The sequence below is a fragment of the Streptosporangium sp. G11 genome (assembly GCF_051192615.1).
Classification (GTDB): Bacteria; Actinomycetota; Actinomycetes; order Streptosporangiales; family Streptosporangiaceae; genus Streptosporangium.
Map to the genome: position 1 here is coordinate 1 of NZ_JBPJUQ010000097.1, position 23,343 is coordinate 23,343.

At 70.2% G+C, this 23,343-nt stretch carries 10 protein-coding genes and 2 CRISPR repeat arrays; of the genes, 1 reads left to right on the forward strand and 9 read right to left on the reverse strand.

Annotation, left to right across the window (positions count from 1 at the left end; genetic code table 11):
- A partial coding sequence (locus ACSDR0_RS43635; protein WP_435294859.1) for a LamG-like jellyroll fold domain-containing protein occupies nucleotides 1–2,827 on the reverse strand: 2,827 nt, incomplete at its 3' end.
- A 541-nt stretch (nucleotides 2,828–3,368) separates the two neighbouring features.
- Here ACSDR0_RS43635 and ACSDR0_RS43640 point away from each other — a divergent pair.
- Entirely contained in the window at nucleotides 3,369–4,442 is a 1,074-nt protein-coding gene (locus ACSDR0_RS43640; RefSeq protein WP_435294860.1) for a tyrosine-type recombinase/integrase, read from the forward strand.
- A 1-nt stretch (nucleotide 4,443) separates the two neighbouring features.
- Nucleotides 4,444–8,010: direct repeats of the CRISPR family, unit length 28 nt; unit sequence GGACCATCCCCGCAGGCGCGGGGCCGAC.
- 260 nt (nucleotides 8,011–8,270) lie between these two features.
- Here ACSDR0_RS43640 and cas2e read toward each other — a convergent pair.
- From cas2e to ACSDR0_RS43680, 8 genes are all read right to left on the reverse strand, one after another.
- Entirely contained in the window at nucleotides 8,271–8,549 is a 279-nt protein-coding gene (gene cas2e, locus ACSDR0_RS43645) for a type I-E CRISPR-associated endoribonuclease Cas2e (RefSeq protein ID WP_435294861.1), read from the reverse strand.
- A complete protein-coding gene (gene cas1e / locus ACSDR0_RS43650) occupies nucleotides 8,546–9,610 on the reverse strand; it encodes a type I-E CRISPR-associated endonuclease Cas1e (protein ID WP_435294862.1) in 1,065 nt (354 codons plus the stop codon). Before cas1e ends, cas2e begins: the two co-directional genes overlap by 4 nt.
- Nucleotides 9,610–10,416, reverse strand: coding sequence for a type I-E CRISPR-associated protein Cas6/Cse3/CasE (gene cas6e / locus ACSDR0_RS43655; protein WP_435294863.1), 807 nt, complete (start codon nucleotides 10,414–10,416; stop codon nucleotides 9,610–9,612). The genes cas1e and cas6e overlap by 1 nt, the downstream gene beginning before the upstream one ends.
- Nucleotides 10,417–10,422: 6 nt before the next feature.
- A complete protein-coding gene (gene cas5e / locus ACSDR0_RS43660; RefSeq protein WP_435294864.1) occupies nucleotides 10,423–11,244 on the reverse strand; it encodes a type I-E CRISPR-associated protein Cas5/CasD in 822 nt (273 codons plus the stop codon).
- Nucleotides 11,241–12,383, reverse strand: a complete 1,143-nt coding sequence (gene cas7e / locus ACSDR0_RS43665) for a type I-E CRISPR-associated protein Cas7/Cse4/CasC (RefSeq protein ID WP_435294865.1) — start codon at nucleotides 12,381–12,383, stop codon at nucleotides 11,241–11,243. The genes cas5e and cas7e overlap by 4 nt, the downstream gene beginning before the upstream one ends.
- A 53-nt stretch (nucleotides 12,384–12,436) precedes the next feature.
- Entirely contained in the window at nucleotides 12,437–13,072 is a 636-nt protein-coding gene (gene casB / locus ACSDR0_RS43670; RefSeq protein WP_435294866.1) for a type I-E CRISPR-associated protein Cse2/CasB, read from the reverse strand.
- 14 nt (nucleotides 13,073–13,086) lie between these two features.
- Nucleotides 13,087–14,805, reverse strand: a complete 1,719-nt coding sequence (casA, locus tag ACSDR0_RS43675) for a type I-E CRISPR-associated protein Cse1/CasA (RefSeq protein WP_435294867.1) — start codon at nucleotides 14,803–14,805, stop codon at nucleotides 13,087–13,089.
- A 269-nt stretch (nucleotides 14,806–15,074) separates the two neighbouring features.
- Entirely contained in the window at nucleotides 15,075–17,975 is a 2,901-nt protein-coding gene (locus tag ACSDR0_RS43680) for a CRISPR-associated endonuclease Cas3'' (protein WP_435294868.1), read from the reverse strand.
- 206 nt (nucleotides 17,976–18,181) lie between these two features.
- Nucleotides 18,182–22,297: direct repeats of the CRISPR family, unit length 28 nt; unit sequence GTCGGCCCCGCGCCTGCGGGGATGGTCC.
- Nucleotides 22,298–23,343 lie beyond the last annotated feature (1,046 nt).

A 23,343-nucleotide genomic window follows, 5' to 3' on the forward strand; every position in this document is an offset into this window, starting at 1 on the left:
GCAGGCCCGCGGGGGTGGTGCCACCGCCGATGGCGGGTTCGGTGCCGTCGGTGTAGGTGGCACTGGTCGAGCGGCCGGCGGGGAAGTCCGCAGTGGCTGGGGTGGTCTGCTTGGCCACCTCCCCGTGGGTGGTGTATTCCCACTTCGTGGCGTAGGTGGCGTCGAAGGAGTGGGAGGAGCGGGCGTCGCGGCTGACGGTTACCTGGTCGTTGCGCGGGTCGAACTCATCGGTGCTGTTGCGGTAGAACTCCCGGTAGATGCTCTGACAGTTTCCTGTTACCCGGCAGGTCTTAACCTGGATGGGGTTGCCCTGCTCGTCGTTGAGTTGCTCGGTGACGACGCCGTTGGGGTCGGTGATCTTTGTGGTGAAGCCGCCGGTGTCGTATTCGTACTTGGTGACTTTGAGCAGTTGGTCGGTTTGGCTGACTGGGCGGTGGTCGCGCCAGGCGTCGTGGACGTATTTGAGGGTGTTGTTGTTGGGGTCGGTCACCGAGACGGTCATCAGCTCAGTGATGTCGACGAGGTCGTAGGAGTAGGCAGGTTCGCCGAGTTTCCAGGTGCCGCCGTGCTGGTCGACGTGGGTGAGGACCCGGTCGTTGGCCGGGTTGTAGGTGGTGGACATCCATTGGCGCCCCGAGGGCAGCGTGATCGCATTCAGCTTGAACGGCGCTTCGGCTCGGGCGGCGTAGTGGGCGCTGACCTGAGTGGGGGTGAGGGCCTGGTCGTAGACGGCGACCTCGTCGATGATTCCTTTGAAGCCGAACTCAGCGGAAGTGGGGCGGCCCGCCGGGGAGCCGGGCAGCGATGAGTCAGTGCCGCCGCTGCCGATGACGGTGCTGCCCAGCCAGCTCATCGCCTCCACGCCCAGGTTGGCCGAGCCGGCGGCGGCACCGTCGACATACAGCTTCGTCACCCCGGCACCGGCGGTGATCACCGCGTGGTGCCACTGGCCGTCGTTGACCGCCTGCGGTGAGGTGACGGGGGTGGATGGGCCATCCATCATCGACGCCAGCTGCCCGCGCAGTTTGCCGTCGGTGCCCACGTAAAGGCCGGGAACCCCGTAACCGGGCGAGGCAGGATTCCAGCTGCCGCCCCCGGCCCAGAAGATGAAGCCCGAGTTGGTGGTCTTGAACCACGACTCCACCGACATGCTCTTGCCTAGCTTGGGAAACAGCCCCCACTCCTCGATCCCTGAGGAGGTGCCGCTGCCTTGGAAGTTGGCGGAGGCGTTTGTGGTCCCGGTCAGCGCGCCGGGCTGGCCGGTCTGCACCCCGGCGGGGACGCGGGTGCAGCCGTTTTGGCCGCTCTCATCGGGAAAACAGGTATAGGTGCCGGCAAAAGGATCGTTGACGGTGCGGACCTCGCCCATCCGCCAATACCCCAGTGGGCGGTCATCGAGCACGACGCCCCGATAGCGCGATCCGGTGGTGTAGCCGTAGGTGGTGCAGTTGGGCGCCGCCACCGGGGCACAGACCTGGCTCAGACGCTGGGCGTCGTAGATGTAGGTCCACTGCAGCGGCTGGCCGTCGACCGGGGCGGTGGACACGGCCGTGACGTGCTCACCGGTCCAGGTGAAGGCCAAGGAGCGGCCGCCGGTCGCGGTGACCGTGGCCAGCTTGCCACCCGCGTCGTAAAGCAGGCTTTGTGCCCGGCCCCGGCTGTCGGTCAGCGTGCTCAAACGCCCCTGGGCGTCGAAGAGGTAGGAAGTCGACGCGGAATCCTTCAGCCGCCAGCCACCACCGGAGACGGTGGCCAGCGTGGCGTTGACGCCCGGCGGAGACTGAAAGGAGGTGATCCCCCCGACGGTGCGTTTGTGCGCGAAGCGCAGCCTGCGGCCATCAGGGTAGGTCACCAGCAGCGACTGCGGGGTGCCGGCCTCGGGCTGGATCTTCATGTCGAACCGGGTCGACCAGCCGGCCCCGAACATCCCGTCGGTGCGCGCATCAAGGCTGTTGTAGGAGCGCACCACCGACAACGGCGGGCCCGCGGTGGGAATGGAGGCGTCGGTGAAGGTGGTGGTGTAGTTGCCCGCGAGCTGGTGGAACTCCTGGCCGTTGGCGCCGCGAGTGGCGAGCTGGGAGCTCACCACGGGCTGGCGCACCGAGGTCAGGAAGCTCAGATTCGACAGGGTGCCGGTCTCCTGGGTGGTGGTGTCACGGATCGTCACCTCCCACACGTACGTCTTGCCCCACTTCAGCGCACCCGCCGGCACCTTCCACCCAGCTTCGGTCCAATACCGCCACTCCGACAGCGTGCAGGTGGTGGCGTTGCCGTTCTCCAGCAGGCAGACCTTGTACCGGTACTCGTAATACGGCCCTCCCAGGCCGCCGTTGTAGCCATCAGCACGCAACTCCGGAGTGAGGGTGTCCACCAGGGATCGATCATCGGGGTAGTAGCTCGCGATCGTCATGCCCATCAACGACGCGCTGTCACGCGCCTGCGGCGACAACACCCCCGAGCCGGGCTTGCCCGGCGAGGAGCGGGTGAACTTCTTATCAGGCACAACCTCCTTGGCGTCGACCGACAACGCCCCCGCAGGCCTTTTCCCGTTCTTGGCGGTGCCATCAGGCACGCCGCCCTCGGCTACTTTCGCCGTCGTCGCCGTGGCCGCCGAATCGACCAGCGACGGAAAACCTGCCGCGGAACCCGTCAACTGCTCAGGGGTGACCGGTTGGCCGTCAACGAGCACGACTGGCCGCACCGCGGCCGCAGCTGAAGCCGGAACTGCTTGAAACAGCAGCAGACCCGGCATCGCCGCGGCGATAACCGCCACCACCTGCCAGGCCTTGCGGCCGATCGGACGCGGTCGCGACAGACTACGGCGCATACGCCGTCACCCTCCGAACAAGTCAGCGCGAGAGCCAACCGCTCCCGCGTTACCCCAGCCCGCCACCAGGCCCACAGCGGGGCCGGGGTCGACGGTTCGGAGCGTGCAACAAGCAAACGATCAGAAATTACCCATAGATCACTTAAACGCGCAAGATCCCCATAAGGAGGAAATAAAGGCTATAAAGCCACGTTTGAGATGAAAGCATCCTGCGTGCGTACACGGTCGACCTCTTTGGGTAACCAAGCCGGAACACCTCAATGCGCCGCAGAGGCAGTGTGCGGTGACGTTCCGCTCAAACAGTGAGGTCTCCAGCCCGTCCGGGTGGGCCTGCTTCCAAGCCGCACCCGACGGTGCCCCTTTTGCGCGGATCGCGACATGTCCGGATGTGGACGCGGGCAAGAAGCTCCGCCAGCCGCGACTCCCTGGATAAGTCAGGTTATCCGGGGAGTCTCGGTAGGATCTCCCCGGATAACCACCGGGCGAGGGTGCGGCTAACGCCGGAAAAACTCCCCGGATAATAAGGAGAGGGGTCCGGCGAGTGACCGTGAGCGCCGACAGCAAGATCAATAATGGTGGTGGCGGCGAGACCGGCAACCCGGTTGACGATCACGATGGCGAGCGAGACGGCAGCCGAGTCGACAACCGCGTTGCCGATCAAGGTGGGTCCGGAGCGGGCAACGTGGTGGCGCTCCGGCCTGGCGTCGAGGCGGGGTCGGTGGCGGCCGCCGCGGAGATGGCACTCGCCGCGTTCGGCACGCATCTCGATCGATGCGCGCTCGCGGCGAACACGGTGACCGCCTATCGGCGCCAAGCGCTGGCTTACCGGGAGTGGTTGCTCGCGCGGGCGGCCGAGCACGCGGACGCGTTCGTCGACCTGGTCGGCGCTGAGGCCGCGGTTACTGCCTGGCGCCGCCACCTGCTCGGCGCGGGGGCGTCGCCGGCGACGGTGAATCAGACGCTGGCCGCGGTGACGCTGCTGTATGAACACGGCCCCGCCCTACGCCTGGCCGTCAAGCGCGCCCGGGTCCCCAAGCCTGGAGCCCCGGAGGCGTTGTCGCGGGCGCAGGAGAACGCGGTGCGCCGCGCCGCCGACCGCCGCGGCCCCCGCGACGCCGCCCTCATCGCCCTGCTCCTCGGCGCCGGAGCCCGCGCCGAGGAATGCCAGCGCCTTCATGTCGGCGACATCCCCATCACCGCACGCAGCGGCACCGCCCGCCTGCACGGCAAGGGAGACGAGGTCCGCACCGTCCCGCTGCCGGTCCCGGCCCGCGAACGCCTCACCGCCTGGCTGCAGGTGCGCGCCGAGCTACTGTCCGCCCGGCCCGCCCTGGCAGAGGCGGTCGGCGAAGGACTGTGGGCCGGCCAACGCGGACGGCTATCGGTCGACGGCGTCACCGACGTCGTCCGCGCCACCGGCAAGGACGCCGGCCTTCCCGGTCTGCGTCCGCACCGATTGCGGCATACCTACGCCACCCGGCTGCGCGAAGGCGGCGCCGACCACGCCCAGATCCAAGCCCTCCTCGGCCACACCTCCATCGAAACCACCGCCCGCTACTTCCGCGCCTCAGCCATCGAAGTCGCCGAACTGGTCGACCGCGCCCTCGACTACTAACAACCCACCCCCGCAGGCGCAGGGCCGACACCATCGTGGTGCCGAACCACATGCTGGAGCAGGGACCATCCCCGCAGGCGCGGGGCCGACTCAAAATCGATGGGGCGGATGTTCTCCTTCAGCGGACCATCCCCGCAGGCGCGGGGCCGACCACCGCATCAGCGAGAGCATGCCCGGCGTGCTCGGACCATCCCCGCAGGCGCGGGGCCGACCACCGCATCAGCGAGAGCATGCCCGGCGTGCTCGGACCATCCCCGCAAGCGCGGGGCCGACGCGCCGATCGGCACCCAGTGCTCGTCGCCGCCCGGGCCATCCCCGCAGGCGCGGGGCCGACGGCCACCCCGACTCTTTCCCCGGCTCCATGTAGGGACCATCCCCGCAGGCGCGGGGCCGACCGGGGCAGGGCGGGGGTACTGGGCCAAGCAGCTGGATTATCCCCGCAGGCGCGGGGCCGACGGCAGGAGGGGCGAAAAACTCCTCCCACATGGCGGACCATCCCCGCAGGCGCGGGGCCGACCTCTTCGCGGTACAGCTCGCGCGTGCGCTCACCGGACCATCCCCGCAGGGGCGGGGCCGACTGGGCATTCGGCGAGAGCTCCTTCATGGCCTCCGGACCATCCCCGCAGGCGCGGGGCCGACGCGGTGCGGATCCTGTTCCCGGCGGGTGACTGGGGACCATCCCCGCAGGCGCGGGGCCGACGTGAGTGAGCCGAGGGTGATGGTCGGTAGGGCGGGACCATCCCCGCAGGCGCGGGGCCGACCTGCCGACCTCAACCACCTGGGGTTTCTTCCCCGGACCATCCCCGCAGGCGCGGGGCCGACCGAGGGCCGGTAAGCCGAGGGCCGCTCTTTCCAGGACCATCCCCGCAGGCGCGGGGCCGACGGCTACCGCGAGCGGCCGAACGGTTGGACGAAGGGACCATCCCCGCAGGCGCGGGGCCGACGTGAGTGAGCCGAGGGTGATGGTCGGTAGGGCGGGACCATCCCCGCAGGCGCGGGGCCGACCTGCCGACCTCAACCACCTGGGGTTTCTTCCCCGGACCATCCCCGCAGGCGCGGGGCCGACCGAGGGCCGGTAAGCCGAGGGCCGCTCTTTCCAGGACCATCCCCGCAGGCGCGGGGCCGACCGATCGTCGTGGGTGAGGGGCTGCCAGCCGGGGGGACCATCCCCGCAGGCGCGGGGCCGACGCAGCCCGAGTTTCTCGTCGATCTTGTCTCGGAGGACCATCCCCGCAGGCGCGGGGCCGACCAGTCCGAGGGGTCGTCCAGCGGAGTCGGCAACGGACCATCCCCGCAGGCGCCGGGCCGACTCGGCGACGGCGTGACCGTCCTGGAGGCTCAGAGGACCATCCCCGCAGGCGCGGGGCCGACCGCAGCCCGATCGGCCGCCGTGAACGGCTTCTTGGACCATCCCCGCAGGCGCGGGGCCGACGACCACCTCGTGGGCTCGTCCGAGGGCTTTGCGGGACCATCCCCGCAGGCGCGGGGCCGACGAAGCGACCAGGTCGAAGTATCTCCGGTACAGAGGACCATCCCCGCAGGCGCGGGGCCGACCACCTGGAAAAGCCCGGCCACGATCGGGTCGTGGGACCATCCCCGCAGGCGCGGGGCCGACGGCAGCCCCGGCCCCCGGTACTCCTGGACGTCGGGACCATCCCCGCAGGCGTGGGGCCGACCCGTACTGATACGCCTCGTCCTCGGTGAGGAACGGACCATCCCCGCAGGCGCGGGGCCGACGTCCTCCTCTTTCTGCCAAGGCCACCTCATGTCGGACCATCCCCGCAGGCGCGGGGCCGACCATGAAGACGACCGTCGTCGCTGTGACGGCCCCGGACCATCCCCGCAGGCGCGGGGCCGACGGACCGATGTGGGTAACCACACCGACCGCCGAAGGACCATCCCCGCAGGCGCGGGGCCGACGGGCACGGGCCGACGTAAAACAAGAGGCAGGGGGGACCATCCCCGCAGGCGCGGGGCCGACGCCGTCGGTGAGGGTGACAGCACGATCGGGGCAGGACCATCCCCGCAGGCGCGGGGCCGACTAAGGCCCAGTCCACGACTGCTGTGAGGACCTCGGACCATCCCCGCAGGCGCGGGGCCGACGACACGATCGTCCCCCGGATGGGTGGCCTGGGCGGACCATCCCCGCAGGCGCGGGGCCGACGCGCCCTCGTAGTCGCCCCATCCGTTCGGCGGGGGACCATCCCCGCAGGCGCGGGGCCGACTCTGACGCTAGATACGCGGCGCTGTGGGAGACGGGACCATCCCCGCAGGCGCGGGGCCGACTGGTCGGTGTCGGTGACCATGGTGCGGCAGTCCGGACCATCCCCGCAGGCGCGGGGCCGACATCAGCTGCGCGACCTGGTCGGGTTCGCGCAGCGGACCATCCCCGCAGGCGCGGGGCCGACCTGCGCGCCGCCGTCCTGGACGCCGCCAGCATCGGACCATCCCCGCAGGCGCGGGGCCGACAAAGGCTACGACCCGTTGGTTAGCGTCTAGTAGGGACCATCCCCGCAGGCGCGGGGCCGACGGCCCAACCGCTACGCGGCCCCTGCGGGGCGTCGGACCATCCCCGCAGGCGCGGGGCCGACAGACGGCGACCGTCGCCGATCATGAGGCGCTGAGGACCATCCCCGCAGGCGCGGGGCCGACAGACGGCGACCGTCGCCGATCATGAGGCGCTGAGGACCATCCCCGCAGGCGCGGGGCCGACAGACGGCGACCGTCGCCGATCATGAGGCGCTGAGGACCATCCCCGCAGGCGCGGGGCCGACACGCGCGCACTCAGCCTCGGCGTCATCACCCAGGGACCATCCCCGCAGGCGCGGGGCCGACCACCACGTGGAAGGCGGCATGGTGAGGCTCCGAGGACCATCCCCGCAGGCGCGGGGCCGACAGTAGGTCGCCGGTGGTCCCGCCGGGCCAGGGCGGACCATCCCCGCAGGCGCGGGGCCGACCGGAAGAACTCCGTCCTCATCTCCGCCGCTCCGGGACCATCCCCGCAGGCGCGGGGCCGACGCCGACGATCTCGGCGTGTCGGCGTGACGCCGGGGACCATCCCCGCAGGCGCGGGGCCGACTCGCGCGTCTCGACATGGGCAGTGCTCGACCGGGGACCATCCCCGCAGGCGCGGGGCCGACTATAGCATGGGGTGATAATTGAAATGATGCTCAGGACCATCCCCGCAGGCGCGAGGCCGACGAACGAGAGGCGCAAGACCGTGCCGACACACTGGGACCATCCCCGCAGGCGCGGGGCCGACTGCGGACGCGTCGAACTCTTCCCGGCTCAGGGTGGACCATCCCCGCAGGCGCGGGGCCGACCGCGGCGCCGGTTGGCTGCCGTCCGACTCCGGTGGACCATCCCCGCAGGCGCGGGGCCGACCGGCGGACAGTCACTCACCGCCTGGCGGAGAAGGGACCATCCCCGCAGGCGCGGGGCCGACGGCCGTCGGCCGACCATTGCCAGGACGCGAGCCAGGACCATCCCCGCAGGCGCGGGGCCGACCCAGGGGTAGCCGCACGGATGCGGCGGTTCCTCGGACCATCCCCGCAGGCGCGGGGCCGACACTTGATGACCTGCGGCTTTAGCAGCGGCAGACGCCGAAATTCTTTAGTTGCTCAGCAGGACGATGTTTCCTCATCGTGGTGATTGCCCTTCGGGATGATCTAGATGCTAATGCCGTATGCGTGGCTTTGCTCGCGCTTCAGCTCGGCCTCACGCGGACCATCCCCGCGAGCGCGGGGCCGACCCGGTCAACTCGGCCGGCAGCACGTAATCGGTGGGAGCCTCCCTGCGGGCGCGGGGTACCCCTTGCGACCAGGTGCTTTATCGGCGTAGGCGGGCAGAAAGAATCAGTCCGTCGAAGTCGACCGGATACCAGCGATCTTTGCCCGCTGTGCGGATGGCCCAGCCCTGTTCGTTGGCGGCGGGTTCGACAAGGACGGCTTGGCCGTCGCCGATGCGGGAGGCGAGTAGTTCCCAGATGCGATCTCGGATGCGTTTGCTGGGGTTGCCGACGAAGACTCCGGCGTTGACTTCGACCATCCAGCGGGTGAGGTGGCCGCGGAGCCCTTCGGGGGCAGCGATGAGAACGATGACAGTCATGGGCCGCTCGTTGGGCGGCCGTTCGCGGGCTGGTCGGGTGCGGGTTCTTCGAGGTCTGGGCCGATGATCGCGATGTGTTCCTCGCCCATGACGGCCGGGATGATCTCCTCGATCGTGGGGTTGAGTGCGGGTGTGTGCGTGCCGGCCCAGTTGACCCCTCCAGCGACGCTGCCGAGCTTTTCATCCCATAACTCGTTGACCTCGATGTCGGGGATCTCCACGCCGTCGGGGCTCAGCAGGGTCTTGATGTCGCCGACGATGCGGCCCAGGAGCTTGTCCTCGGCGATTCGGTCACGCAGGCCCAGGCGTGCATCGCGTTCCTCGGTCAGGCTTTTGGCCGCCAGGTCGAAGGCGAGCGGGATGGTGTATTCGGCCTTGTAGAGGTCGGCGATGTCCATGACGAAAGAGGTCGCCGCTCCGGTGTGGACGAAGCCGAGTCCGGGGCTGGCACCCAGTCCGACAATGACGGCGTGGCAGATGCCGTACAAGGCGGCGTTGGCGGCCGATAGCAGCCGGTTGAGGTCGTCGCCGGCGGCGAAGGCGTCGCCGGGGCGGTAGTCGCGGCCGGTCCATGCCACGCCGGTGCGGCGCGAGTGCAGCTGGTACTGCTTGCGGACACGGGCGCCTTCGCGGCCGCGCAGTTGCTGCATGGTCATCGCCGAGACATCCTCGCCGGGAAAACGCATCCCGTACATGGCGCGGGCGACGCCGAGGCGTTCTTTGGGGCGGGTGACGAGCCAGGCCTGGCGGTGCAGCAGACCGGAGCCTCGGCTGGGGCCGAGGCCGCAGGCGTACATGCGCACGCCTTGTTCGCCGACCCAGCACACCGCGGTGCCGGAGTCGCCGAGCAGGCGGATGGCGCCGTGAGTGACGCGGGTGCCGGGGCCGATGAGCATGACGGCGACCATCGCGGCCGGCACCCGCACGGTGTCGCGCTTGTTGATGATCACGACGGCGTTCTCGTCGCGGTCGATGTGGCTGCGTTCGACGTAGACGCTGGAGACGCGGTCAGCGATGCGGTGCAGGTCGTGCGGATGGGCCTTCCACCAGATGTCGGCCATTACCTGCTCTCCACGAACCGGCGGCCGCCCGACTGCAGGGGGTGGGCGGGGAGCGGGGCGAGGGTGAGCAGACCGCACCCATAGGACTTGGCGGGGCCGATGCCGCCCAGCAGCCGCTCGGTGAACACGGCCGCCTCGGTGATGCGCAGCCGGCCTTCGAAGGTCACGGTGGTCAAGATGACCGGCCTGTCGCCGCGTTTCTTGGTGAAGGAGCGGCGCTCACGGGCGGTGATCCGCACCTCGCGAGCCGGGAGAACATCGGCGTCCTCTTGTGGGTCCAGGGGTTCCAAGCCGAGCGCCGGGGCGTCGGTGCGGGCCTCGGGGAGGGCGAACCCCCACCGTTCGGTGCGGGTGAGGAACCAGGTGAGCTGGTGGGCGGCGGTGCGGTGGCCGATGCGATGGGAGCGCTGCCGCTCACCGGGTGCCTGCTCGGCCTGCTCGATGCTGGGCTTGATCGGGTTGCGGGTGTTTTGGACGGGGTTGGCGGTGAGCCGGAAGGCGAACTCGCGGCCGATGGCGATCTGGGCGAGCAGTGGCGCGTAGTCGCGGACCGCGGCGTGCTCGCCATCAGCGCCGGGCCAGCCGGCCTGTTCGATCAGGTGGGACCAGTCGGGGCGGGTCGTGGTGAGCGCGAACAGGAAGGGCCGGTGGGGGTTGTCGGCATCCAGCCGCCACAGAATGCGCTCATCGGCGGGGTTGTCGGGGATGGCGTGCATGACGGCGCCGTGCATCATGTGCGGGCTGGCCAGCAGTAGCCGGCTCTTTTCGCGTAGCGGGTTGATCCGGATTCGAGACAGGTAGGTCATAGGAGGTCACCAGCCCAGCAGGGCGAAGGGGTCGTGGCCGTCGGCGGCGGGGTCGGGGTCGGGGTGGGAGAGTCCGGTCGGCAGGCTCACCCAGGTGTGGCGGATGCGGCGGCTGACGAACCGCCGATCGCGTGGCGCGAACGACTGCGGCACGTCGTTGAGGGAGTCCTCACTGTCGGGGTCATCCAGGGTCGCCGACAGGTCAACGGTGGCCCGCCGGCCGCGGGCATACAGGTGCTTGGCCGTCTGGCTGGCCTGCCAGGGCTCGGTACGCAGCACCTCCTCCAGCGGTGCCTCGCGTACGGCCAGGAAGAGCGGCTGGGTGGGAGGGCAAGAACGTCGGCCCAGAGCGAGCGGGAAGGCCGGGCGGCGGAGGGCATCAGCGAGGGCGCGTACGAATGCCGCAGGTCCTTGGAGGGCGGCCAGGAAGACCGCGTCTTGCAGGTAGAAGCGCTGGGTGATGTGGGTGTACTTAGCCGGGGAGGTGGTTTTCTGCACGCCCTTGGCCGAGACCCCGGCCTGCGGGAGCGGCCGTCCGCGGTAGTTGCTGACGGTGTGGTAGTCGCGCAGCAAGGTGCCGGGCTGATCGACCCGCACCCCCATCCGCAGCTCCAGCAGCTCACCTGGCGGCTCTTCGCGGTCGCGGCCGGCCGCGGCGGCCAGCAGGCCGAGCACGCCGGACTTGGTCGGCTCAGGCCGGGTGTCGCGGCGGTTGAACACACTGCGATCCCCCCACGACTGCAAGGGGCCGCCCAGCCGCAGCACCAACGTCGCCTCCCCAGCCGCGACCTCCGCGACCTCGGTGAGGGTGGGTTCGGTGGCGCTCATCCGGCCTGCTTGAGGAGGTCAACGAGCGTGCCGCGCAGGCCGGCGGCCAGCTCGGGGAAGGTCTGCTGCTCACCGAACGCCGAGCCAAGCTTGGCGGCGGTGTCGCTGCCGGGTGCGTAGGTGTGGCAGACAGCGGCGTGCACGGGGGCATCCCCCCACTGCCGCACGGCGCGCTCGTACTCGGCGGCCAGCAGGACGGCCGAGGCCTCGGCGATCCCTTCCTCACCGGCGATGACCGGCCTTTCGTAGGCCGACACCAGGTTGACCGGCTGGTCGTCGCGGACCACGACCGCGACCAGGCTGGGCAGCGTGCGGTGGGCGAAGGAGTTTTGGTGCCCTGAGGGGATGGAGCGGGCAAAATGCTGGACGAAGGCCTCGACCGCATCGAGGGCGGCGTCGGTGTCGCCGAGGTTGGCGGCCAGCTGGTGCAGGCCGATGGTGGCGTAGCGATACAGGGTCGCGGAGTTGAAACCGATGGTGCCGATCATGCCGGCGCCGGTCTCCTCCTTGAGGTTCTCGTCATCGACGGCCGTGTAGTAGTCGAACTCCAGCTCCACCGCGTGGGTGGACAGCGCGTGCGCGACCTGGGCGGCGGCATCGACGTTGAGGGAGGGGATGTCGGCGACCATCCGGCCGAACAGCGCCACGTCCATCGGGTGCCCGCTTTGCAGTTTCTGCGCCACCGGCAGCTCCTTGACCGCGGCGGCGAGCTGCTCATCGTCCAGAGCCGCGAGATCGGCGGCTCGGCCGGCGACCAGGTCGACGATGTCCTCTAGTTGCCGGTAGCCGAAAAACAGCAGGTAGGCGGTGTCGCCGGCCTTCTTGCCCTCCTTGATGCCCAGCGGCTCCAGCAGCTTGGCCGCCAACCTGGCCCCCTGGCCGGCCTCCAGGCCGGTGCGGGAGATCAGGCGCTTGGCCAGCTCGGCGACGATGCGCTTGGTGCGGGTGGCGTGGTCGTGTTCGGGGGCGTGCTGGGCGAAAGCGGTGCGGGTGGCGCGCTTCCACGCCTGGGAGGAGACCCGGGCGCGGCGGACCCCACCGAAGTAGGCCTCCTTGGGGTTGCCCTGGTCGTCGCGGTTGAGGTTGGCCGGCGGGACGGTCTGCACGATGTGCACGTCGATGAAAAGGCGCTTGTCCATGAAAAGACTCCAGGGGGAAGGAAACAGGGGGCTGCTGCGAGGGGAAAGGCTGGTCAGGAGGTGGCCGCGTCCGCGGCCGCTTGCGAGCCGGGAGAGCTGTCACCGTCGGCGGGCGTCTCATCGTTGGGGCGCGACCAGCCGTAGTAGTCCAGGCCCCAGCGGCGGCGGGCGCGCTGGCGGGTGTCGGGCCGCTGCCAGGCGCGGATATCGGCCATCAGCTGGTCGTAGTCGATCGGCTGGCCGATGGTGCGCAGCTGGGTGATCAGGCCGCGCAGGTGGGTGAGCAGGGCCGAGACCTGGGTGGCGCAGGCCGCCGCGTTCACCCGGCGATCGACGGCTTCCTGGGTGAACTTTCCGCTTTGGTGCAGGCGGCGTAGCGCTTGGCCCAGGCGGACCCCCGAGTGGTGCATCGGCTCGGAGCGAGACTGCTGGTGCAGCCCATACAGGGCCAGCGCCGCGTGCTCGGCCTTCTGCTCGGGGGAGACCTGGCTGTCGCGGGCGAGGTGGTCATCGACCGGGGAGCGGTAGTGCGGCCACAACGCCGGCACGGTCCCGGCTTCGCGGCCCAGCCCGGCGCGCAGCGCGGCCAGGTCCTCACCGGGAGGCCGGCCCTCTTTCCTGCGCCAGGTCCCATCCGCGGCGATGTAGCGGGTCCAGTAACGTGCGGGCCGGTCAGCTGAGACAGGCATGGCAATCCTCACCTTCACAAGGTCTGGGCGGTCACAGCGGCCGAGACGGCCTCTTCCAAAGGCGAGACGGCGTCCTCTATGAGCGAGACGTCCTCTTCTGCGGAGTCGTCCGCGGCGGGGGTGTAGCGAGTCAGGATGGTCGCGATCTGCCGGTGGAAGTTCTGCTCGGCGCTGGCCAGCCGGTAGGTGAACTCGCGCCCGTTCTTCTCCACCGCGCGCCCGGCGAACGCGCTGTTCGTGGCGCCGGCCAGCACCTTTTCGGCGACCTCCCAGGTGCGCTCGCGGGCGATCTTCTCCCAGGCGCCACGGCCCCGCTCCAGGACGTCCGGGTCGCTGGCGCTGGCTCGTACGCCGACCAGGAAGCGGCGAACCAGCGGGTCGAGCGCGTGCAGCACGAACTCACCAGGGCGTTGGCCCTTGTCCCAGGGGATGGGGTCGGCTCCCGCGGCCCGGCGCAGGTCGGCCGAGAGGTTGTTCACGGCGCGGGCGAGGGCTTCGGCTTGTTCGGTGACCTCCAGCAGCACCCCGTAGACGTCCTCGTCCGCGCGTAGCGCCGCAACGGGCAGCGGGATCGCGTCGAAGACGATGTCTTCGACGACCGCGGACTGGGTGCCGTAGGTGATGGCGATCGTCTCCACCTGCAGCGGGTAGTCGAACCCGAGCAACCCTTCAGCTTGGAGGCCGGCGAGCTGGCGCAACAGCACCGAGGTCTCAAAATCACCGCCTTCCTGCCGTTCCGAGGCCAGCAGAGCATTCAGCCCCCGCCAGGCGGCCTTGCCGGGAGTGTGCCGCCGCGGCCTTCGGAGCGTTCCACCCCCCTTGGGAGCTTTCTGGAAGTTCCACATGGTGTGCGGCTCCCACTCCGGGAGCTCTCGCAGGCGATCCCCGGCGCACAACACGACCCGGCAGACCCGCACGCTGCCTTCCCCCTCGCCGTCGGTCTCTTCGCCGATCAGGCGGATGCGCCGTGACTGCCAGGTCCACAGGTCCAGCAGGCCGGTAGCGGCCCGCACCTCCCATTGCGGCCCGGGCGCCTCGCGCCGCCAGTGCGGGAGGTCGTCGTCGGGCTGGGTGCCGAAGGGGATGTTGAGCAGCAACGTCTCATACAAGGTGCGCCCGACCGGGACGACCACACCCAGCGCCCCCAAGGGGCCGGTCGGATTACCCATCGTCTTGCCCGCTTTGACCTGCGGGTCGCCAGCGGCGCCGGATTTGATCGCGGCGGTGTCCCAGCAATGGGTGTGCAGCAGCCACCGGGCCGCCTGAGCCGGGGTCAGCGGCAGCGGGTCTCCCTCGGTGCGGGCGGCGAACAACGGCACGTTGTTGCCCGCGGCCGCGGTGGCGACCAGCAACGCCGACCCCTTGGTCTCGTTCTTGGCCGTACGCAGGCCTCCCACCTGCGCGAACGGAGTCTCGGCGTGGAACAGGTCAAAGCGCGGCCGGTGCTCTTCCAGGTAGGCGCCCAGCGTGTCTTGCTCCTGCTCGGTGAAGTGACCGGCGTCGAACCTGCGCGCCCACTCCTGCCGGTCTGGGGGGCGTCCCAGCGCGTCCATCACCACCGGCAGGAGAACCTGCCGCAGCAGCGCCGGGGTGTGAGTGGGCAGATCGACCGTGAGGGAGTCGAACTCCGACGCATCCAGCAGCGCCTCGCGAAGGGAGAACTCCCCGACGGCTTTGCCACCCTTGGGCCGTAAAGGCAACCATGGTGAATCAATCAGGTCATACATGGACATGAGGAATCCTCGAATTAGCCATGTCTAGGAATTTCTTTTGGGAGAACAAAGAGTGTCAGATGACGCGCCTCTTTGAGGCGAAAATGCTTAGAGTTGTTTCGCCCCGCGATGCCGGAAGCGAAAGAGAAGAATGTGGCGGGGATGGCTCTTGGCCGTGTCTTGGATGATCGTCGGCCCCGCGCCCGCGGGGATGCCAAAGCCTGCGCAGCGCTTTTGCCGCCCCACCATGTCGTGAGCTTTTGTCGGGGCGCGAGTAATCCGAATTGGTCTCATGTTCGCCGCCCGCGCCGCCGCTGCGGGCCGCCGTCCACGATCAGACCGAGATGCTCGTCGTAGCGCAGCATGTACTCACCAACCGCGCCAACCGCCCCGGCCGCGCTGTCGCCGTTCTCCTCCAACACAACGGCGCGGGTGCGCTTGAGCCACGGGTGATCGCGCCACCCTTCCAGCGGCGACAGGCCATGCTCGGCCGCGTCGGTGAGCGTGGACGGGAGCCGCACCGTCGCCCCCAGCGTCTCCTCCAGCACCTCCTGCGCCAGTGCCTCGCCGTTCACGCCGAGCCACCTGCCGCCCAGCGTGCGATAGCCGCGACCGTCGTGGCGCACCAGCACGACCTCCACACTGGGCTCACCGTCGCGGACGAGCGCCTGCAGTTTTTCTTCCGTGACGCGGCCGTGGCCCGCGCCGTAGTGCAACCCCTCCAGCGTCGGCTGAGTGTGCTCATTGCGGCGGGTGAGCAGGTACTTCTCCGCGCTCTCAGCGCGCTCGCGCTGCTCGGCCTGCCAAGTGGCGTACGCCTCCTGCTGCGCACCAGCCCAGCTGGGTGGCACGACGTCGAGCGCATGGCCGTAGACCTGCCGCACCAGGTGCGGCACCCCACTGGGCACCGACCAGCGGCCGCCGTCGGCCTGGCAGACCACCGCGGCGGTGCGCAGCATCAAGTAACGGCCATAGATGCCTTCACTTGCCGGCAGAATCCATGGCGGCTGCTCCTGCTGGGGATCAAACCCCGTCACGATAACTTCGGGCCGTCGCACCCGCTCCGGCCGGGCAACGCCGTCATGGCGGTGCGCACGTCCCAGCCGCTGAAGCAGCAGATCGATGGTCGTTATGTCGGTGACCAGCAGATCGGCGTCCACGTCGAAGGACTGCTCAGCCAGCTGAGTGGCCACCAAAATGAGACGGCCCGGGCGCTGGGGCCCATCTTCGGTAGGTGGGCCCAGCAGCTTCAGGCACTCATCGGTCTTCTCCGCCCGATCATGGGCGGTCATCCGCCCGTGCAACAACCGCACCTCCTCGCCGAAACGCCTGCGCAGTGCCTCATAAGTGGCCTGGGCCCGCGGAACGGTGTTGCGGATAACCAGGGCGCACCCGCCGTGTGCGAGCCGCTTCTCCACCAGATCGGTCACCAGATCAGCGGCCAGCGCCGCCTGCCCCTCGCCTCCGACATCCGGCTCCGGTACAACCGTGACCAGCACCTCCAGGTCCTCGCGCCACTGCGCCACGTGATCCACGTCGTAGACGGCTTGGCCGTCGATTAGGCAGGCGGCGGTGACGTTGGGATACCCCTTCGGCTCGGGCAGGTCCGCCACGGCGAACTCCTGCCGGCACGCAGCTCCCGCCAGATAGGCCGCGACGAGCTCTTGGCGTTGCGCCGCGGGCAGGGTGGCCGACAACAACACCACCGGCACCCGCGCCTGGCCCAGCCAGCGCAGCCCCTCCTTGAGGAACTGCGACATGTAAACGTCCGCCGCGTGCACCTCGTCGAGAACGACGACCTTGCCCATCAGCCCGGCGGCACGCAACATCACGTGCTTGGTGCGGGTGGCGGCGTACAGCAGCTGGTCGATCGTGCCCACCACGAACGGGCTCAGCAACCCGCGCATCCGCCCCAAAAACCACGCCGCCGGCGCCTTGCGCTCTGGCTCCTCCTCCTCACAAAAAGACCATTCGGCCATGCCGAACTCATCCTCGCCGACGCTGTCGAAGCGGTCGTCCGGATCGGTGTCGATCTCGCCGAGCAGGGCGCGCCACTCCTTGTTGAACCTGCGCTTGCCGTGCAGCAACGTCACCTGTTCGGCCAAACCGTCGCCGACCTCGGCCAGCCAGGCCCGCACCTGGCTGAACATCGGATCGCTCGTCGCCTGCGTCGGCATGCCGACATACACCCCGCCGGCGCCGAACCGCGCCGCCAGGATCTCCGCCGTCAGCAACGCCGTCTTCGTCTTGCCCTCGCCCATCGGCGCCTCGACAATCAACAGCCCAGGTGCCGGCATCCGCCGGGCGGTTTCCATGACGAGGTCTTGTGAGGGGCGCGCCGGATGTCCGAAACGCCGCTGGAAGGCGTCCTGGCCGGGGAGGGGGAGAACGCCCCAGCCGCCCTGCAGCCCGAGCTTCTCCCACGCCTCGGTCGCCCGCTTCCTGGCCTGGGGCAGGTTCACCTGCGCCAGGTCGTCGACGCCGCGGAAGTGCCGCTCGTCGCTGGCGATCCAGTCGGCCATAACGATGAGACCACTGAGCTGCAACTGCACGGCGCGGCTCGGAGCCTTCACCGGCTGCACCTGGGCGAGGTTCTCATAGCCCAGGCACCGGGTGAAGGTCTCCACGAGCGCACGCTGGACCTTCGCCCACGCCGGCCCCCTACCTTGAGGCTCACCCCGCGCCGTGTTACGCCCGGCGAACACCGCCACCGACGGAAACGCCCCGTGGTGGCCCGCCACCAGCGGCCACAGCCAGGCGATCTGCTGCGCCTCCCACCCATCCTCGCGAAGGAGGGTACGCAAGATCAGCCCACCGGCCTTGTCGTGCCGCCACGGATTGCGCTTGATGGCGGGTTCGTTCCAGGTCAGCCCCGCTCGCCGTACCGCCTCGGCGCCCTCGCCATCCACACTCTGAAACGCGGGCGTGGCCTTCCCGCAGTCATGCACGCCACACAGCCAGGCGAAAAACAGCCGCCCCCGGCCTGCGGAGATGTCCTGCAGCTCCTGCTTGGTCGCCGGAGCCAGGTAGTGATCCCAGAGCTGCTCCGCCACGGCAGCGGTGTCCAATAAGTGCGATAAAAGAAGATTCGTCCTCCCGCCCGCTTTCTTGCGGGATTTACCCCATAATGCTCCTATCTGTTGAGTGATGATGGATTCGTAACCAAAGTCACGATGCCACTCTGCCGACATGCGCCCCTCCTAATCTGGATGGGGAGCATAGAGACCTCGACCGACAAAACCGTTCCACCAGTCGCCCTGCGATATCGTTCACCCCGCATATGGCATTAGCATCTAGATCATTCCGAAGGGCAACCGCCACGATGACGGGACATCGTCCTGCTGAGCAACTAAAGAATTTCGGCGTCTGTCGCTGCTAAAGCCGCAGGTCACCAAGCGTCGGCCCCGCGCCTGCGGGGATGGTCCCGAAGTCCGCTTCTGTGATCAGGCGGTCTCCTCGTCGGCCCCGCGCCTGCGGGGATGGTCCTCTGGGGAAGCCGTCAGCGTGCCGACACCGCATGTCGGCCCCGCGCCTGCGGGGATGGTCCTCGCTCGGATGTCTGGAGGGCGCGGGGTGTTGCGTCGGCCCCGCGCCTGCGGGGATGGTCCGCTCCATCAGCTTGGGGTCGATCCCGATCGGACGTCGGCCCCGCGCCTGCGGGGATGGTCCGCGCTGTACGCGGCGCTGGCCAGCTTCGTCGATGTCGGCCCCGCGCCTGCGGGGATGGTCCGACATTGTGAGCGGCGTCTACAGAGCGGGCAGCGTCGGCCCCGCGCCTGCGGGGATGGTCCACCCGTGAGGATCACCCTCGACCTGACGCCGGAGTCGGCCCCGCGCCTGCGGGGATGGTCCCTTTCTCTACGTCTTCAAGGCGCCCGCCGCGCGGTCGGCCCCGCGCCTGCGGGGATGGTCCTGCCCGGCGGCCGTCGTCGGCCGTCGTCGGTGGGTCGGCCCCGCGCCTGCGGGGATGGTCCTGCGGCCATCCCATCGAGGGCGCCCCCGGCCGGGTCGGCCCCGCGCCTGCGGGGATGGTCCGCGGGAGCCGACCGCGCGCCAGCTGGCCGCACTGTCGGCCCCGCGCCTGCGGGGATGGTCCCCGGCCGTAGGCGGGCACGATGGCGTACGGCGTGTCGGCCCCGCGCCTGCGGGGATGGTCCGCCGCGCGTTCCTGCGGGCTGCCGGTCGGCGCCGTCGGCCCCGCGCCTGCGGGGATGGTCCGCCCCGCCGGGGGGTCCTGGACAGATTCCCAGCGTCGGCCCCGCGCCTGCGGGGATGGTCCTGGGGCAGTCGGCGGACACGGCCGCGTCGCCGCGTCGGCCCCGCGCCTGCGGGGATGGTCCCAGCCGGTCGTGGTCGGTCCATCCGATCATGCGGTCGGCCCCGCGCCTGCGGGGATGGTCCAGCCGGGTCAGCGGGCAGGACGACCGTGATGGTGTCGGCCCCGCGCCTGCGGGGATGGTCCCACCGACGACGCGCCGCCCCCGGTGTTCAACGCGTCGGCCCCGCGCCTGCGGGGATGGTCCACCCGCACCGCGATCACGATCCTGCAGGAGCGCGTCGGCCCCGCGCCTGCGGGGATGGTCCTCCATCGAGATTCTCGTTAAAGTTCTCGGTTAAGTCGGCCCCGCGCCTGCGGGGATGGTCCCATCACCTGCTCTGAGGGGAGCTCCAGCGCGGCGTCGGCCCCGCGCCTGCGGGGATGGTCCCATGGGGGACCTGGAGCTCGCCCGGTTCGTTCAGTCGGCCCCGCGCCTGCGGGGATGGTCCGATGCCGCCCCCCTCACCGCGCCAGGCCGAGAAGTCGGCCCCGCGCCTGCGGGGATGGTCCTGCGGGGCGGCACGGGTCGGGGTTGTCGACGGTGTCGGCCCCGCGCCTGCGGGGATGGTCCGGGTGCCGGGCGATGTACACGCGAGGGAGAGCCGTCGGCCCCGCGCCTGCGGGGATGGTCCCTCGGGGTTGCGGTTGCCGACGTTCTGGACCGAGTCGGCCCCGCGCCTGCGGGGATGGTCCCGGCGCCACGATCGACCGCAAGCAGGACCGGGTGTCGGCCCCGCGCCTGCGGGGATGGTCCGGCCCTCCAGATCTGCACTATGCGGAGAACCAAGTCGGCCCCGCGCCTGCGGGGATGGTCCAGAGGCGGCTGCCTGATGGCGCGGTCCTCGAAGGTCGGCCCCGCGCCTGCGGGGATGGTCCCGTGCCGGCCGCGACGATCGCCTCGGCCTCGGCGTCGGCCCCGCGCCTGCGGGGATGGTCCCGCGCCTCACTTCTACGGATCATCGAGCTCCGCGTCGGCCCCGCGCCTGCGGGGATGGTCCCCCGTGGTGCAACGAGCTCGCGCTGTACCGTGAGTCGGCCCCGCGCCTGCGGGGATGGTCCTGGGCCTACACGGCTGGCCACGCCCACGACGCCGTCGGCCCCGCGCCTGCGGGGATGGTCCCGTCGAGACCGCCCCCGTGACCGCCCGCCGCTAGTCGGCCCCGCGCCTGCGGGGATGGTCCGGAAGGATTCGCTACGGGCCGCGACGCGGTAGGGTCGGCCCCGCGCCTGCGGGGATGGTCCCCGTACGTTGTGGGTCGCTCCCCCTTCCCGGTCGTCGGCCCCGCGCCTGCGGGGATGGTCCTGCCTTGACCTTCACCACTCGATAGGAGCCACAGTCGGCCCCGCGCCTGCGGGGATGGTCCGGTGTGTCGTCCCGGCTCGGGCTGGAACACGATGTCGGCCCCGCGCCTGCGGGGATGGTCCGCCCAGGGCCGCGTCGACGGGCGTCTACCGGGGGTCGGCCCCGCGCCTGCGGGGATGGTCCTCACCTCGCATCCGTCGAATGAGTGAATCTTGGGTCGGCCCCGCGCCTGCGGGGATGGTCCCGGGCATACGTGATACCGACCAGTCTCGGCATGGTCGGCCCCGCGCCTGCGGGGATGGTCCGACCGTGAGGCCGGCGTACGGCTGAGGGGCAGCGTCGGCCCCGCGCCTGCGGGGATGGTCCCTGGATGATCGGCTTGCCGAACCGGCTTCTGGGGTCGGCCCCGCGCCTGCGGGGATGGTCCCGGCGAGGGCCTGAACTCGGGGCACTACGCGGTGTCGGCCCCGCGCCTGCGGGGATGGTCCCCACAGGAAGGCCGACCCACCATCCGGCTCCGGGTCGGCCCCGCGCCTGCGGGGATGGTCCCGATCCCCGGGTGGGGTGGCATCGCCATGTCAGGTCGGCCCCGCGCCTGCGGGGATGGTCCCCCGCGTCATGCGGAGCATCAGGCAGACGGGATGTCGGCCCCGCGCCTGCGGGGATGGTCCCGCTGTACGGCCCGATCGTGCTGCAGCCCGGCGGTCGGCCCCGCGCCTGCGGGGATGGTCCGAGGTTCTCGGGCAGAAGGTCAACGACCCGATCGTCGGCCCCGCGCCTGCGGGGATGGTCCCACCCACACCGCGAGGCCGTCGATACCCGCGGAGTCGGCCCCGCGCCTGCGGGGATGGTCCCACGTCGGGCGGGCAGCTGCACGCGTCGGCCAGGTCGGCCCCGCGCCTGCGGGGATGGTCCCACGTCGGGCGGGCAGCTGCACGCGTCGGCCAGGTCGGCCCCGCGCCTGCGGGGATGGTCCCACGTCGGGCGGGCAGCTGCACGCGTCGGCCAGGTCGGCCCCGCGCCTGCGGGGATGGTCCTGTCATGCCTGCCACTGTGCAGCTGATTGCGGGGTCGGCCCCGCGCCTGCGGGGATGGTCCGAGGGCACACAGCGACGTCACCCCGGCAGCAGCGTCGGCCCCGCGCCTGCGGGGATGGTCCTGAACTGGGCAATTCTGCGAGAGCGGATCACCAGTCGGCCCCGCGCCTGCGGGGATGGTCCTGAGACTCGCTTGACGTCGATCATGACTTGATAGTCGGCCCCGCGCCTGCGGGGATGGTCCCGGCTTGTTCTGCTTCGCCAGATAGGTGCGAAAGTCGGCCCCGCGCCTGCGGGGATGGTCCAGTACCTGACCCGATACGCCGCGACGCATCCGACGTCGGCCCCGCGCCTGCGGGGATGGTCCCACCCGGACGTTGTCGTACAGGTCGTCCGCAGCGTCGGCCCCGCGCCTGCGGGGATGGTCCGCCGGCCTGGGCCGCGATGCGCTCGGCCGGCACGTCGGCCCCGCGCCTGCGGGGATGGTCCCTTCTCCGGGCTGTAGTACGGGTCGCTGCTCATGTCGGCTCCGCGCCTGCGGGGATGGTCCCCGCTGACCTGCACTGATCTGGAGGATGAGATGGTCGGCCCCGCGCCTGCGGGGATGGTCCTACCTCACCATTCCCGGCGACATCCCCCGCCCTGTCGGCCCCGCGCCTACGGGGATGGTCCTGGCGGTTCGGTCTCGGCTACTCGGCCGGTTGGGTCGGCCCCGCGCCTGCGGTGATGGTCCGGACACCCTGGCCGACGTCGTGGCCGGCGCCACGTCGGCCCCGCGCCTGTGGGGATAGTCCCACGGTCCGCGACCTCCCCGAGGGGACGAAGGAGTCGGCCCCGCCCACGCGAGGATGGTCCGCTGCCGCTGGCGGACCGGCTGAACGTGCCCTCAGCCCCGCGCCTGCGGGGATGATCCCTGAGGTGCGCGTGCTCGATCCCCTCGAAAACCGTCGGCCCCGTACCCGCGGGGATAGTCCCGCGTAGGCCAGGATGGGCTCGTGCTCGTGGAGGTCGGCCCCGCACCCGCGGGGAGGGTCCTCGGCCCCTGACGTCCCAGAAGGGAAGTCCCAGGTCGACCCCGCCCACGCGGGGATGGTCCCCGGTTCGGGCCCGTCACCACGCCCATGTGCCCGTCGTTCCCGCCCACGCGGGGATGGTCCGATCGCTCAAAGCCTCGCCATGGTCTACGACGGGTCGGCCCCGCGCCCGCGGGGATGGTTCCATCCGTCACATACAGGACGCACACAAGAACGTATCGGCCCCGCGCCTGCAGGGATGGTCCTCTGCCGCTGCTGATCGAGCAGGGCGCGACCTTGTCGGCCCCGCGCCTGCGGGGATGGTCCTGGCAAGGATTACCGACATGATCCTGAAGCTCAGTCGGTCCCGCGCCCGCGGGGATGTTCCGCCGCTCATGCAGACCCGGGATCCGGACTGAACGTCGGCCCCGCGCCTGTGGGGATAATCCCCTAGGGTTCTTATGGACGTCAGTTCACTAACAGTCGGCCCCGCGCCTGCGGGGATGATCCCGGCCTATCCCTGGTGGGTTTCTAATGGCGTTCGTCGGCCCCGCGCCCGCGGGGATGATTTGTTCATGTGTCTACCTGGTCCTTCGCCAGCTGTCGGCCCTATACGCGCGGAAATGGTCCTGAAAATGGTCCTGAGGAGATCGGCATTTACGAGGGCATCGGCAGGTTGATCCAACGTCCGTTACAAACAGCTGATGCGGTGTGGTCGCTGCGTTAACGTGAGCGTCCGTCTGGTGCTCAGTCGGGAGAGCACCAGACTGCTCGCTAACGCCGGGTTGCCAATAGTTGATTCTCCGCTAGTTAGTGCGGTGACCACGTACGTTAGCCGGGTTGATTGATCGGCTGACGATGGAGGCGTACTGATCTCGCTGTGGGTTA

What these genes read in the sequence shown, in the direction of transcription:
- cas2e (WP_435294861.1), bottom strand. Translation starts at nt 8,549, where the DNA reads ATGACTGTCATCGTTCTCATCGCTGCCCCCGAAGGGCTCCGCGGCCAC.
- cas1e (WP_435294862.1), bottom strand. Translation starts at nt 9,610, where the DNA reads ATGGCCGACATCTGGTGGAAGGCCCATCCGCACGACCTGCACCGCATC.
- cas6e (WP_435294863.1), bottom strand. Translation starts at nt 10,416, where the DNA reads ATGACCTACCTGTCTCGAATCCGGATCAACCCGCTACGCGAAAAGAGC.
- cas5e (WP_435294864.1), bottom strand. Translation starts at nt 11,244, where the DNA reads ATGAGCGCCACCGAACCCACCCTCACCGAGGTCGCGGAGGTCGCGGCT.
- cas7e (WP_435294865.1), bottom strand. Translation starts at nt 12,383, where the DNA reads ATGGACAAGCGCCTTTTCATCGACGTGCACATCGTGCAGACCGTCCCG.
- casB (WP_435294866.1), bottom strand. Translation starts at nt 13,072, where the DNA reads ATGCCTGTCTCAGCTGACCGGCCCGCACGTTACTGGACCCGCTACATC.
- casA (WP_435294867.1), bottom strand. Translation starts at nt 14,805, where the DNA reads ATGTCCATGTATGACCTGATTGATTCACCATGGTTGCCTTTACGGCCC.
- ACSDR0_RS43680 (WP_435294868.1), bottom strand. Translation starts at nt 17,975, where the DNA reads ATGTCGGCAGAGTGGCATCGTGACTTTGGTTACGAATCCATCATCACT.